Annotated in this window: 12 protein-coding genes; 4 read left to right on the forward strand and 8 right to left on the reverse strand. The window is 73.3% G+C overall.

The genetic code is table 11. The features are described from left to right. Positions 1–2: 2 nt before the first annotated feature. Positions 3–362: an NADH-quinone oxidoreductase subunit A gene (locus ACZ4M5_RS31365; protein ID WP_369195897.1), complete on the reverse strand. Its 360-nt coding sequence runs from the start codon at positions 360–362 to the stop codon at positions 3–5. Between the two features lie 724 nt (positions 363–1,086). Here ACZ4M5_RS31365 and ACZ4M5_RS31370 point away from each other — a divergent pair. Further along, positions 1,087–1,929, forward strand: a complete 843-nt coding sequence (locus ACZ4M5_RS31370; RefSeq protein WP_467741864.1) for a C40 family peptidase — start codon at positions 1,087–1,089, stop codon at positions 1,927–1,929. Positions 1,930–2,380: 451 nt separating this feature from the next. Here the strand turns inward: ACZ4M5_RS31370 and ACZ4M5_RS31375 are convergent, their stop codons facing one another. Then, positions 2,381–3,664 carry a geranylgeranyl reductase family protein gene (locus ACZ4M5_RS31375; protein ID WP_467741866.1) on the reverse strand — a complete coding sequence of 428 codons (1,284 nt, stop codon included), beginning with the start codon at positions 3,662–3,664 and terminating at the stop codon, positions 2,381–2,383. 98 nt (positions 3,665–3,762) lie between these two features. On the opposite strand from ACZ4M5_RS31375, the gene ACZ4M5_RS31380 reads away from it, so the two are divergent. Continuing rightward, a complete protein-coding gene (locus tag ACZ4M5_RS31380) occupies positions 3,763–4,269 on the forward strand; it encodes a GNAT family N-acetyltransferase (protein ID WP_467741868.1) in 507 nt (168 codons plus the stop codon). A 115-nt stretch (positions 4,270–4,384) separates the two neighbouring features. Then, on the forward strand, positions 4,385–4,717 hold the full coding sequence (locus ACZ4M5_RS31385; protein ID WP_467741870.1) for a PASTA domain-containing protein: 333 nt from the start codon (positions 4,385–4,387) through the stop codon (positions 4,715–4,717). A 21-nt stretch (positions 4,718–4,738) separates the two neighbouring features. Here the strand turns inward: ACZ4M5_RS31385 and ACZ4M5_RS31390 are convergent, their stop codons facing one another. Then, complete coding sequence (locus tag ACZ4M5_RS31390; protein WP_467741872.1) at positions 4,739–5,434, reverse strand: demethylmenaquinone methyltransferase; 696 nt, start codon at positions 5,432–5,434, stop codon at positions 4,739–4,741. Between the two features lie 102 nt (positions 5,435–5,536). Here ACZ4M5_RS31390 and ACZ4M5_RS31395 point away from each other — a divergent pair, with 102 nt between their 5' ends. Further along, on the forward strand, positions 5,537–6,529 hold the full coding sequence (locus tag ACZ4M5_RS31395; RefSeq protein WP_467741874.1) for a chitinase: 993 nt from the start codon (positions 5,537–5,539) through the stop codon (positions 6,527–6,529). A 52-nt stretch (positions 6,530–6,581) separates the two neighbouring features. On the opposite strand, the gene ACZ4M5_RS31400 is transcribed toward ACZ4M5_RS31395, so the two are convergent. The 5 genes from ACZ4M5_RS31400 to ACZ4M5_RS31420 all read right to left on the reverse strand — a co-directional run bounded on the left by ACZ4M5_RS31400 (position 6,582) and on the right by ACZ4M5_RS31420 (position 11,976). Then, positions 6,582–7,181 carry a hypothetical protein gene (locus ACZ4M5_RS31400; RefSeq protein WP_467741876.1) on the reverse strand — a complete coding sequence of 200 codons (600 nt, stop codon included), beginning with the start codon at positions 7,179–7,181 and terminating at the stop codon, positions 6,582–6,584. Positions 7,182–7,188: 7 nt separating this feature from the next. Further along, positions 7,189–8,388 carry a cyclic dehypoxanthinyl futalosine synthase gene (gene mqnC / locus ACZ4M5_RS31405; protein WP_467741878.1) on the reverse strand — a complete coding sequence of 400 codons (1,200 nt, stop codon included), beginning with the start codon at positions 8,386–8,388 and terminating at the stop codon, positions 7,189–7,191. A gap of 203 nt (positions 8,389–8,591) precedes the next feature. Continuing rightward, entirely contained in the window at positions 8,592–9,320 is a 729-nt protein-coding gene (locus ACZ4M5_RS31410; RefSeq protein WP_467741880.1) for a prepilin peptidase, read from the reverse strand. A 272-nt stretch (positions 9,321–9,592) separates the two neighbouring features. Next, positions 9,593–9,817: a hypothetical protein gene (locus tag ACZ4M5_RS31415; RefSeq protein WP_467741882.1), complete on the reverse strand. Its 225-nt coding sequence runs from the start codon at positions 9,815–9,817 to the stop codon at positions 9,593–9,595. Positions 9,818–10,212: 395 nt separating this feature from the next. Continuing rightward, the gene (locus tag ACZ4M5_RS31420) at positions 10,213–11,976 is read right to left on the reverse strand and encodes a serine/threonine-protein kinase (protein ID WP_467741884.1); all 1,764 of its coding nucleotides are present in this window, start codon (positions 11,974–11,976) and stop codon (positions 10,213–10,215) included. Positions 11,977–12,007: the final 31 nt, after the last annotated feature.

The raw sequence follows: 12,007 nt of genomic DNA on the forward strand, positions 1-12,007 counted from the left end.
CCTCAGTCCCATTCCAGGCCGCCGCGCCGCCATACGTACGCGTACGCGACGAAGACGGTGAGCACGAAGAGCAGCATCTCCACGAGCCCGAAGATCCCCAGGGCGTCGAAGCTGACGGCCCAGGGGTAGAGGAAGACGATCTCGATATCGAAAATGATGAAGAGCATCGCCGTCAGGTAGTACTTGATCGGGAAGCGCCCGCCGCCGGCCGGCGTGGGGGTCGGCTCGATGCCGCACTCGTAGGCCTCGAGCTTGGCCCGGTTGTACCGCTTGGGCCCGATCAACGCGGCCATGACCACGGAAAAGATCGCAAAGCCTGCCCCGAGGGCTCCCAGTACGAGGATGGGCGCATAAGCGTTCACCGCTCCTCGCTCCTCTCAGTCGGCACTGACTGCTGGCGGTTGGCGTCGGGCTCACTTCCGCCCCACCCGTCCCCTGAACCCCGCCCGCCCCGGCGAAGATCGGGAACATGTGAAGCAGGTCACAAGCCCAACCGCGTGCATCTTATGCCCGACGCTCTGTGATCTGCGACACGGGGTATTGCACAAGCTTTGTGATCTCCACCACCTGACGATCGATCATGAAGTCGGATGAGCGGTGATCTTCACACGCGAAGCGTCCGAGTGATCACCAGAGGTGACATTTTGGCTCGTCAGCGCAGGCCGGAGGGGGCGTCTCAATATCAAGAGGGTTCGTGTGCATGCAAATTGGCGAGGGACTCGATCTCTTGATAGAGGCGCGTTCACACTTCAGAGGGCCTGCGGAACGGGGTGTGGACGCGTGCTTTCGTTCACGATCTCCGCCGGGTCGTGATCCGGCCGTGATCTCTACGCCCGGACGCACCCGCCGGGGCGGCCGTTCCGTGATCCCCGTCACATGGATGAGAGATCCAGGAATACGGGGCTTGGCCAATCGAGCCAACCGGTGGTAGGCGCGGGGCAATTCGGGCGTATTGATCAAACACCGTGATCACAGCCGGGTCACGGGGCGCCCGCAATGTCCGTTAGGGCGTCAATGAAGGGGCCGGTTCGGGGTTTTTGGGGCCCCTTTTGAACAACTGTGGCGCAGCACACGTTTCTTGAAGATATGAAGGAGCCCCTGGTACCGGTTGTTCCCATGTCCCACACCGCTCACATACGCAGCCACCGGAAGCCCCGCCGCAGCGCGACCTCTTCGATCGCCGTGCGTGCCGGAGTTGCCGGTGGCGTTCTCAGCATCGCAGCGGCGGGTGCGTCGGCCTCGGCGAGCGCCGCCGAGCCGGTGACGCAGACCATCGAACTGCCCACCCTGACGGCCGATCTGTCCGCTCAGGTCGCCCAGTCCGCCGCCGCCACCCAGCAGGCGGCCGCGAACTACGAACTGCGCGCCGAGCGTGACGCCGCCGCCGCCAAGGCCGCCGCCGAGGCCAAGAAGGACCTCGCCGCGGCGAAGAAGGCCGAGGCCAAGAAGAAGGCCGCCGAGGCCGCCCGCAAGGCCGCGGCCGAGCGTGCCAACCGCACTGCCGAGCGCGCCACCCTCTCGGCGTCCGCCTCCGGCTCCACGTCTGCCTCCGCCTCGGTCTCGGCGCCCGCCAGCGGCAGCGTCGCCACCGTCATCGCCTTCCTCAAGGCCCAGGTGGGCGACGCCTACGTCATGGGTGCCACCGGCCCCAACGCCTGGGACTGCTCCTCCCTGGTGCAGGCCGCGTACAAGCAGGTTGGTGTGGACCTGCCGCGCGTCTCCCAGGACCAGTCGATGGCCGGCACGGACGTCCCGCTGTCCAGCGTCCAGGTCGGCGACATCCTGTACTGGGGCGGCAAGGGCTCCGCGTACCACGTGGGTGTCTACATCGGGAACGGCCAGTACCTGGACGCGGCCAACCCGTCCAAGGGCGTCGTCATCCAGGACCTGTCGGGCTACCCGGCGTCGGGCGCCGTGCGCGTCCTCTGATCCCGCGCCCCCGCACGCATCACCGGCCGGAGGGCCGCCGCCGCACCGCCGGCGACGGCCCTCCGGCCGTGTGCGTCCCCCTCCCGCCGCCCTGACGGCCCTCTCGCGGCCCGTACCGGCCCCGGGGCGCCCCGCAGTGCCCCGCGGGCCCCTCGTCGCACTCACGGCCCACTGAGGCCCTCCTGCGCCCCGAGCGGTGCCCGCCGGTGCGCGCGCGGCCCGTCCCGACGGGGCACTTGAGCCCAAATTCTCCCCGTACGGCACCTCTGTGACAGCACGTCGACGCCCCGCGCGGACCATTCACGCGGACGACCGACGCGGACGACCGACGCGGACGGCACGGGGACGGCCCACGCGGACGGCCCGCCCGGAGCCGCCGTGGGACGGAGGCTCCGGACGGGCCGGGGAAGCGGGCGGGCCGGGGAAGCGGGCGGGCCGGGAGGCGGGCGGGTCAGGCCTTCGGGGCCACCTTGCTCAGCCCGTTGATGATGCGGTCCATCGCGTCGCCGCCGGTCGGGTCGGTGAGGTTCGCCAGGAGCTTCAGCGTGAACTTCATCAGCAGCGGGTGCGTGAGCCCGCGCTGCGTCGCGATCTGCATGACCTTCGGGTTGCCGATCAGCTTCACGAAGGCACGGCCCAGCGTGTAGTAGCCGCCGTAGGTGTCCTTGAGGACGCGCGGGTAGCGCTGCAGGGCCATCTCACGGCCGGCCGGCGTCGGGCGGGCGTGGGCCTGCACGATGACGTCGGCGGCGAGCTGCCCGGACTCCATCGCGTAGGCGATGCCCTCGCCGTTGAAGGGGTTCACCAGTCCGCCGGCGTCGCCGACGAGCAGCAGGCCCTTGGTGTAGTGCGGCTGGCGGTTGAAGGCCATGGGCAGGGCGGCACCGCGGATGGGCCCGGTCATGTTGTCGGGGGTGTAGCCCCAGTCCTCCGGCATGGACGCGCACCAGGCCTTGAGGACCTCGCGCCAGTCCAGCTCCTTGAAGGAGTCGGAGGTGTTGAGCACGCCGAGGCCCACGTTCGAGGTGCCGTCGCCCATGCCGAAGATCCAGCCGTAGCCGGGCAGCAGGCGGTCCTCGGGGCCGCGGCGGTCCCACAGCTCCAGCCAGGACTCCAGGTAGTCGTCCTCGTGGCGCGGGCTGGTGAAGTACGTGCGCACCGCCACGCCCATCGGGCGGTCCTCGCGGCGGTGCAGGCCCATGGCGAGGGACAGCCGGGTGGAGTTGCCGTCGGCGGCGACGACCAGCGGCGCGCGGAAGGTGACCTCGCGCTTGTCCTCGCCGAGCTTGGCGTGCACGCCCGTGATGCGGCCCGTGCGGTCGTCGACGATCGGGGCACCCACGTTGCACCGCTCGAACAGCCGGGCGCCGGCCTTCTGCGCCTGCCGGGCGAGCTGCTCGTCGAAGTCGTCGCGCTTGCGCACCAGGCCGTAGTCGGGGAAGGAGGCGAGATCCGGCCAGTCGAGCTGGAGCCGCACCCCGCCGCCGATGATGCGCAGGCCCTTGTTGCGCAGCCAGCCGGCTTCCTCGGAGATGTCGATGCCCATGGCCACCAGCTGCTTGACGGCGCGCGGCGTGAGCCCGTCGCCGCAGACCTTCTCGCGCGGGAACTCCGTCTTCTCCAGGAGCAGTACGTCGAGTCCGGCCTTGGCGAGGTGGTACGCGGTGGTGGAGCCGGCTGGCCCCGCGCCGACGACGATGACATCGGCGGTGTTTTCGGAGAGGGGCTCGGTCACGGCGGGATCTCCCCAAGGTTCGAAATCTGCGTGCCGACCGGCACTGGACACGGGCAGTCTATTCAGCAGGATCGATCACCCGGCTGAAGGGCTGCCCTGTGAACCGAGCTCTCCCCGCAGTACGGCTGCGCGTGCCCACCGACGAGGACGCCGTCGCCTGGCACCGGATCTTCGCCCACCCCGACGTCATGGAGTTCCACGGCGGCAGGTCGGCCGAGCTGTCCCTCTACGAGGAGCTCACCGCCCGGCAGCGGCGGCACGACGCCGAACGGGGCTTCTGCCTGTGGTCGGTGCTCGACGAGGAGGGCCGGGTGCTCGGCTTCACCGGCGCCCAGCCCTGGGAGCGGGACTGGGGTCCCACCGGGGAGATCGAGATCGGCTGGCGGCTGGGCCGGGAGCACTGGGGCAAGGGCTACGTCACCGCCGCCGCGCGGCAGACGCTGGAGCGGGTGCGGGCGGCCGGTGTGCCGGACGTGGTGGCGATGGTCGACGCCGCCAACAGCCGCTCCATCGCGGTGACGCGGCGGCTCGGCATGCGCCTGGCCGAGACGTTCACCACGCCGGTGTCCGAGCGGTCGGGTCACTGCTACCGGCTCGCCCTGTGAGGGAACGAGACCGTCACTCTACGTAGTTCACTGTCACAGAAAGACACCGGGCGCTTCCGGCCGGTACGGCGGCGGAGTTACCCTTCCTGTACCGCTGGGGGTGACATCTGTGCACATGTCCCGCAATACACCCGAAGTCCGCGTGCCGCGCCTGGTGGGCCTGATGGCCGTGGACGCACGTGAGGCGGCCCGGTCCCGGGGCCTGTCGCTCAGCGCGCCGGACCGGCCCGATCTCGGCGGCGTCGTCGTCGACTACGTCGTCCGCCAGTATCCGCAGCCCGGCGCGGAGGTGCCGCGGGACTCGATGGTCTACGTGTGGTTCGACTTCGGCCCCGGCGAGGGCGGCGGCGGCGTGCACGAGCCGCGCGTCCCGCCTGCGCCGCGGGGCGGACTCCAGCGCGAACTGGACGAGCCCGGCGACCCGTTCCCGGTCCTCAGCCCCCGCTGAGGACGGCCGCGTACGGCGGGGTCAGTCCTTCTTGAAGCCCCGGTGCAGCGCCACGATCCCGCCGCTCAGGTTGCGCCAGGCCACCCGGGTCCAGCCGGCGCCCCCCAGCCGCCCCGCCAGCGCGGCCTGGTCGGGCCAGGCACGGATGGACTCGGCGAGGTAGACGTAGGCGTCGGGGCTGGAGGACACCGCCCGGGCGACGGGCGGCAGGGCGCGCATCAGGTACTCGGTGTAGACCGTGCGGAACGGCGCCCACGTCGGGTGCGAGAACTCGCAGATCACGATGCGCCCGCCGGGCCGGGTCACGCGGTGCATCTCCCGCAGCGCGGCGTCCGTGTCCTGCACGTTGCGCAGCCCGAAGGAGATCGTGACGGCGTCGAAGGTGTCGTCCTTGAAGGGCAGTCGGGTGGCGTCGCCGGCGGTGTACGGCAGCCAGGGCTGACGCTGCTTGCCCACCTGGAGCATGCCCTGCGAGAAGTCGCACGGCACGACGTAGGCGCCGGTGCGGGCGAAGGGCAGCGAGGAGGTGCCCGTGCCGGCCGCCAGGTCGAGGATCTTCTGCGCGGGGCGGGCGTCGACCGCCTTGGCGACCTGCTTGCGCCACCGCCGGTCCTGGCCGAGGGACAGCACGTCGTTGGTCAGGTCGTACCGTTCCGCCACGTCGTCGAACATCGAGGCGACTTCGTGCGGCTGCTTGTCCAGGGATGCGCGGGTCACGGGCCCATTCTTGCAGCAGGCCCACCGGGCGGGAGCCGCGGCGTGCCCCCGGGCGTCCTCACCCGCGTGAGAGCTTCGCGGGCGGGAGAGGGAGCGTGCGCCATGAGGGGTTTCCGCGATCCGGTGGTGGCGGGGCTGGGCTGCCTGCTCGCCCTGGCCGTCGCGGGGTGCTCCGGGCAGGGCGGCGCGTCCGTGACGGCTCCCACGACAGCCGCCCCCGGCACGTCGTACGCGCCGTACGTCAGCGCCGCCGAACCCGCCCCCACCGACACGGCCGGCTCCCCCACGGCGTACAACCTGGCCTTCGTCACGGCCGACGGCGACGACTGCACCCCGCGCTGGGACGGCTCGCACGCCGTCGGCGACCCGGCCGTCGGGGCCCGGATCGCCGCGCTCGGCAGGGACGGTGGGCAGGTCCGGGTCTCCTTCGGCGGCGCCTCCGGGACGGAACTCGGCGCCGCGTGCGGCAGCGCCCGGGAACTGGCGGCGGCGTACGGGAAGGCCCTGGACGCGGCCGGCACATCCCTGGCCGACTTCGACATCGAGGGCGACGAGCTGACCGACTCCACGTCCGTGGAGCTGCGTTCGCGGGCGATCGCCCGGCTGCAGGACGAACGGCCCGGCCTGGAGGTGACGTTCACGCTCCCGGTGATGCCCTCGGGCCTGGACGCGCACGCGTTGGCCCTGCTCGGCTCCGCCAACGACCACGGGGTGCGGGTCCGCACCGTCAACCTGATGACGATGAACTACGCCCGTGAGTACCACGGCGACATGGGCGGTTACGCCCTCACGGCCGCCGAGGCCGCGCACGCGCAGCTGCGGACGGTCTTCGGCACCTCGGAGGCGGCCGCCTGGCGCGGCATGGCCCTCACCTCGATGATCGGCGTCAACGACGTCCCCGGCGAGACGTTCACGCTCGCCGACGCGGCCGAGGTCCGGGCCTTCGCCGAGGAGAAGGGCCTCGCATGGGTGTCGGTGTGGGCCGCCTTCCGCGACCGGCGGTGCGGCGAGGAGGCGCCGGCCACCGAGGCGCCGACCACGTGCAGCGGAGTGGAGCAGGAGGACGGGGCGTTCGGGGCGGCGTTCGGCGCGTAGGACGTCGGACGCCGGGCGTCGGAGGTCGGACGCTGCGCGCGGGACCGCGCGCTCAGCGCCCCCGGTACACCAGACGGCCGCCCACGACGGTGGCCACGCAGGTGGCCGCGCCGTCCCGCACGAGCGCGGCCCGGTCGGGTACGTCGAACACCGCGAACCGGGCGGGCCCGCCGACGGCGAGCCCGGGGAGCAGCACCAGCGGCCTCGGTGACAGGGACGCGGGCCCGGGCAGGGTGGCCGGACGCTGCGCCAGGGCGAGCCCCGCCCCGCGCACCGCGTCCAGGGCAGCGCGGCCTCGCAGCTCTCCGGCGACGGCGACCGTGCCGTGCGCCAGCATGCGCTGCACCCCGCGGCGCGCACTGGCGCCCCGCGCGGACGGGCCGGCGTCGAGGAGGGCCCGCGCGCGCTCCCCGAAGAGCGGTTCGGTGCCGAGCCGGTCCGCCTCGCGCGGGTCCGGGTGGTAGGCCTGCTCCAGCAGTTCCGGACCGTACGGGTTGAGCAGACCGGGCGTCAGGATGCCGGGCCACCGGCGCACCCGCGCCCGCGGATGGCCGGCGACCAGCTCCTCGTACGGGCCGACGGCGGCGAGCTGTGCGCCGTCGACCAGGACGGCCGTGTCGGGCGATGCCTCGCAGACGTGGAGGGTCAGCACGGGGGTGTCAGTTGGGAGCCAGCAGCTTCAGCTCGGGGTGAGCCGTGCCGCCCTCGATGGCCGTGGAGGAGATGTGCGAGACGACGCGGTCGTCGACGGGGTCGTTGGCCGGGTCGTCGTGGACGACCAGGTGCTCGTACGTCGTCGACCGCTGCGCGGGGACGCGGCCGGCCTTCCGGATGAGGTCGATGATCTCCATCCGGTTGGAGCGGTGCTTGGCGCCGGCGGAGGAGACGACGTTCTCCTCCAGCATGATCGAGCCCAGGTCGTCGGCGCCGTAGTGCAGGGAGAGCTGGCCGACCTCCTTGCCCGTGGTCAGCCAGGAGCCCTGGATGTGGGCGATGTTGTCCATGAACAGCCGGGCGATGGCGATCATGCGCAGGTACTCGAAGAGCGTCGCCTGCGTGCGGCCCTTCAGGTGGTTGTTCTCGGGCTGGTAGGTGTACGGGATGAACGCGCGGAAGCCGCCCGTGCGGTCCTGGACGTCCCGGATCATCCGCAGGTGCTCGATGCGCTCCGCGTTGGTCTCGCCGGTGCCCATGAGCATCGTGGAGGTGGACTCGACGCCCAGGTTGTGGGCGATCTCCATGATCTCCAGCCAGCGCTCGCCGGACTCCTTCAGCGGGGCGATGGCCTTGCGGGGCCGCTCGGGCAGCAGCTCGGCGCCGGCGCCGGCGAAGGAGTCGAGACCCGCGGCGTGGATGCGCTGGATGGCCTCCTCCACGCTCACCTTGGAGATCCGGGCCATGTGCTCGACCTCGGACGCGCCCAGCGAGTGGATCACCAGCTGCGGGAAGGCGTCCTTGATGGCCTTGAAGTGCTTCTCGTAGTACTCGACGCCGTAGTCCGGGTGGTGGCCGCCCTGGAACATGATCTGGGTGCCGCCCAGTTCGACCGTCTCGGCGCAGCGGCGCAGGATGTCGTCGAGGTCGCGCGTCCAGCCCTTGGCGGTGTCCTTGGGCGCGGCGTAGAAGGCGCAGAAGCGGCAGGCCGTCACGCAGACGTTCGTGTAGTTGATGTTGCGCTCGATGATGTACGTCGCGATGTGCTCGGTCCCGGCGTACCGGCGGCGGCGTACGGCGTCGGCGGCGGCGCCCAGGGCGTGCAGCGGGGCGTCCCGGTACAGCACGAGTGCCTCGTCCGGGGTGATCCGCCCACCGGCGGCTGCACGGTCGAGGATGGGCTGAAGGTCGGCCTTCTCGGTCACCGGGCGTCCCTTTCGTAAGGGTTGTGGACGGACCAGCCCAGCGTACGCCAGGGGATCAGGGCGCCGGACGCCAGGCCGCGGGGGCGGGGTAGGGCGGCGGGACGGGCGGGGCGGGCGGCGGGGCGAGGTGCTGCGGCCGGTGGCGCCGGGCGAGCGGAGGGCCAGCCACCCGGCCACCGGACCCGGCACCCGGCACCCGGGCGTCACGCCGTGTACGCGCCCACGAGGAGGCCGAGGAGGGCGCCGGTGATCAGGAACGGGCCGAAGGGGATGGCCGTCTTGCGGTCGGCGCGGCGCAGGAGCACGAGGGCGCCGCCGTACAGGGCGCCCAGGGCGAACCCGGCGAAGGTGCCGAGCAGGACCGTCGGCCAGCCGTACCAGCCGAGGGCGGCACCGGCGCCCAGGGCGAGTTTGACGTCGCCGAAGCCCATGCCCGCGGGGTTGATCAGGAAGAGGACGAAGTAGCCGCCGCCCAGGGCGAGCGCGCCGAGCAGCGCGGTGGTCCACTCCCCCGCGTGCTCGGGCACCAGGGCGGCGACGCCCAGCAGGGCCAGGGCCGCGGCGGCGAGCGGCAGGGTGAGGGGGTCGGGCAGCCGCCGCACATGGAGGTCGACGACCGTGAGCAGGACGCCGACGGGGGCGAGCAGCAGCCAGACGCCCAGCTCGGGCCGGGTACCGGTGGCGGCGGCGAGCAGGGCGCAGACGAGGGCGGTGGAGATCGCCAGGGGTGCCGCGCGCGGGCCGTCCCCGGCACCGGCGCAGTCCCGGCAGGCGGCCGGGCCCAGCCAGCCCCGCAGGAAGTGCCCTTGCGCGCACCGCTCCCGCCACGGTTCGCCGGACGGCACGGAGAACCGGTGGGCCGCACGCGGCAGCAGCAGGCCCGACGCCGCGCCCCACAGCAGGGCGGCCAGGGCCAGGAGAGGGGTGCTCATCCGGCCACCGCCCCGACGGGGGACGGGACGGTGGGGACGGAAGCGAAGGTGCGCGGTCGCGGCATGGCACGTCCCCCGGCGTCGTGTCGGCCCTGCGGTGACGCCTGCGGGATCCCCCGGCGTCGGACTCGGCCAAACCCTATGCGCTCGGCCTCTTCCTGCCCATGCCGAACTCGGGTTTCCGGCGCCTCACTTGGCACGCGCCCCGGCGGGGCCTCCCCGGATGCGGAAAGGCCCCGGATCGGCGATCCGGGGCCCTCGCGTCCGTCTCGTCAGGAGGCGACGGCGACGTTGAGGTGCAGGTCCGCCGCGATGCCCTGCGGCGAGACGGCGAGGCCCAGGCCGCCGCCGACACCGGCGGTGAGACCGGCGGCCGTGGTCTCGAGGTAGAGACCGGCCGCGGCGCCCGCCGCCGCGCCGCCCGCCTGTCCGCCGGCGACGGCGTCCAGTTCGGCGTCGGTCATCTGGGCGGTCTCGATCTGCGGGGTGAAGGCCATGAGCGGCGGGTCCCTTCGTTTCCATGAGGCACAGGGGCTGGGGCGCGACCGATCAAAACACGCGGGGTGGGAAGCGGCCAGCCGCCCGCGGCGGAGGCACGGCGGGCGCCGGTGACGGCGTCCACGAGTGTGGCCGTTCGGTCACCGGACGCCCCACTCCCTTCACACCTCGGCGACCCGGCGGTCGCGGAACACACCCGAGGTGTGGACCACCGGCCCCGCCCCCGCCCCCCGCCGGGTGTTCCTGCGGCCTCCCGGTGAACGGTGTGCAGATCCCCCGGAGGTTCGGGGTGCGCCGCCGTCCTCACACCGCCGGCAGGGAGAGTCAGGGTCGACGGCGACGGTCGTCCCGGCCCGCGCGGCACGGTCCAGGGGGCTGTACGCCGGTTCGCGCCCTACCGCACCTTCGACAGCCGGGCCTCCGGACGGCCCGCGCCCTCGCTCTCCGAGCGGTAGCGCAGGTCGTCGCCCACGGGCGTCAGCCGGACCGTCGTGGGGGCCGGATCGCAGCCGGCGTGGTTCGACTTCTCCCCGACCGACGCGGCCACCAGCTCCTTGCCCGTCGCCTTCTTCAGGGTCAGCACGTCGACACAGACACCGCCGAGCACGTCCGTCTGCCGCACCGTCCCCACCTTCCCTCCCACAGCCGCCTGTTCGACGGTGACGCGGAACGTTCCGACGGGGAGGCCGCCGTTCCGGGCCGTGCCCCGGCCCTCCCAGGTGCCGAGGTAGGCGGCGGGCACCGCGCCGGACGGGGCGGGGGCGGCGGTCGCCGCGGGCGGCGAGCCGGGGCCCGCGCCGGAGTCGCTCGCGTCGTCGTCGGAGCCGCGGCCCGGCAGCAGGTCGAGGACGAACACCGAGCCGATCGTCACGGCCGCCATCGCGCCCGCGACCGCCAATGCGACGGTGCAGCTCAGCTTCCGCACGCGCCCGCCGCCGTCCTGCCCGGACATGGCGGCGACGGACACGGACACCTTCCCCTTGCCGGGCCGCCGGCCGCCCAAGGTCCCGGGGCCTTCCCGATCCCGGCCGCCGTCCCCGTCCCGCGGGCCGGGCACATCCGGAGGAGCGGGCGGGGCCGTCCCGGGGGTGTGCGATGCCGGCATGACCGGCGGGGGACCGAACACGCCGGTGCCGGCCGCCGGGACCGCGTCACCGCCCGTTCCGGGCCGCCCGGCGGAAGGGCCGGTGAACCCGTCCGTCCCCGGTGGCCCCACGAACGGGTCGCTGAATCCGACCGGTCCCGAAGAGGTCTGCGTCGCCGCCGCCTCCAGGTTCAGCAGCCGCACGGCGCTGCGGCTGACCTGCTCCACCAGGGGGCCGGGTAGCCACCCGCCCGCCACCAGCCGGGCCGCGCCCCCGGGAGCCAGTCGGCGGGCCAGGTCCGCCGGGGTGGGGCGGTCACCCGGGTCCTTCGCCAGGCAGGCGGCCGTCAGGGTCCGCAACTCACCGTCCAGCAGGCCCAGTTCCGGCTCCTCGTGCACCACCTTGTACAGGAGGGCGGCCGAGGAGTCACCGGGGAAGGGCGGTTCGCCGGTCGCCGCGAACGCGAGGACCGCGCCGAGCGAGAAGACGTCCGCCGCCGCGGTGACGCCCCTGCCCAGGATCTGCTCGGGCGACATGTAGCCGGGCGAGCCGATGGAGACGCCCGTGGAGGTCAGGGAGGCCGTGCCGTCCGTGGCCCGGGCGATGCCGAAGTCGATCAGCAGGGGGCCGTCGAGGGTCAGCAGGACGTTCGACGGCTTGACGTCGCGGTGCACCAGACCCAGGTCGTGCACGGCGGACAGCGCCTCGGCCAGCCCGGCGCCCAGGGCCCGGACCGTGTGGGCCGGGAGGGGACCGCCGTCGGCGACCGCGGCCGACAGCGCGGGGCCCGCCGCGTACGCCGTCGCCACCCACGGCACCCGCGCGTCCGGGTCCGCGTCCAGGACGGGCGCGGTCCAGGCGCCGCCCACCCGGCGCGCGGCGTCCACCTCGCGCCTGAAGCGTGCGCGGAACTCCTCGTCCAGGGCGAAGTGCGGGTGGACGATCTTCACGGCGACCGTGCGGCCCCCGGCGCTGCGGCCGAGGTAGACCCGGCCCATGCCGCCGGAGCCCAGCCGGCCGAGCAGCCGGTAGGGCCCGACGACCGTGGGTTCGTCGATGTCGAGCGGCCGCATGCCGTCACCCCTCCCCCGTGGGCGGCCGGGG

This window comes from Streptomyces sp. NPDC026246, from assembly GCF_055567995.1.

What these genes read in the sequence shown, in the direction of transcription:
- ACZ4M5_RS31395 (WP_467741874.1), top strand. Translation starts at nt 5,537, where the DNA reads ATGAGGGGTTTCCGCGATCCGGTGGTGGCGGGGCTGGGCTGCCTGCTC.
- ACZ4M5_RS31385 (WP_467741870.1), top strand. Translation starts at nt 4,385, where the DNA reads ATGTCCCGCAATACACCCGAAGTCCGCGTGCCGCGCCTGGTGGGCCTG.
- ACZ4M5_RS31370 (WP_467741864.1), top strand. Translation starts at nt 1,087, where the DNA reads ATGAAGGAGCCCCTGGTACCGGTTGTTCCCATGTCCCACACCGCTCAC.
- ACZ4M5_RS31415 (WP_467741882.1), bottom strand. Translation starts at nt 9,817, where the DNA reads ATGGCCTTCACCCCGCAGATCGAGACCGCCCAGATGACCGACGCCGAA.
- ACZ4M5_RS31420 (WP_467741884.1), bottom strand. Translation starts at nt 11,976, where the DNA reads ATGCGGCCGCTCGACATCGACGAACCCACGGTCGTCGGGCCCTACCGG.
- ACZ4M5_RS31410 (WP_467741880.1), bottom strand. Translation starts at nt 9,320, where the DNA reads ATGAGCACCCCTCTCCTGGCCCTGGCCGCCCTGCTGTGGGGCGCGGCG.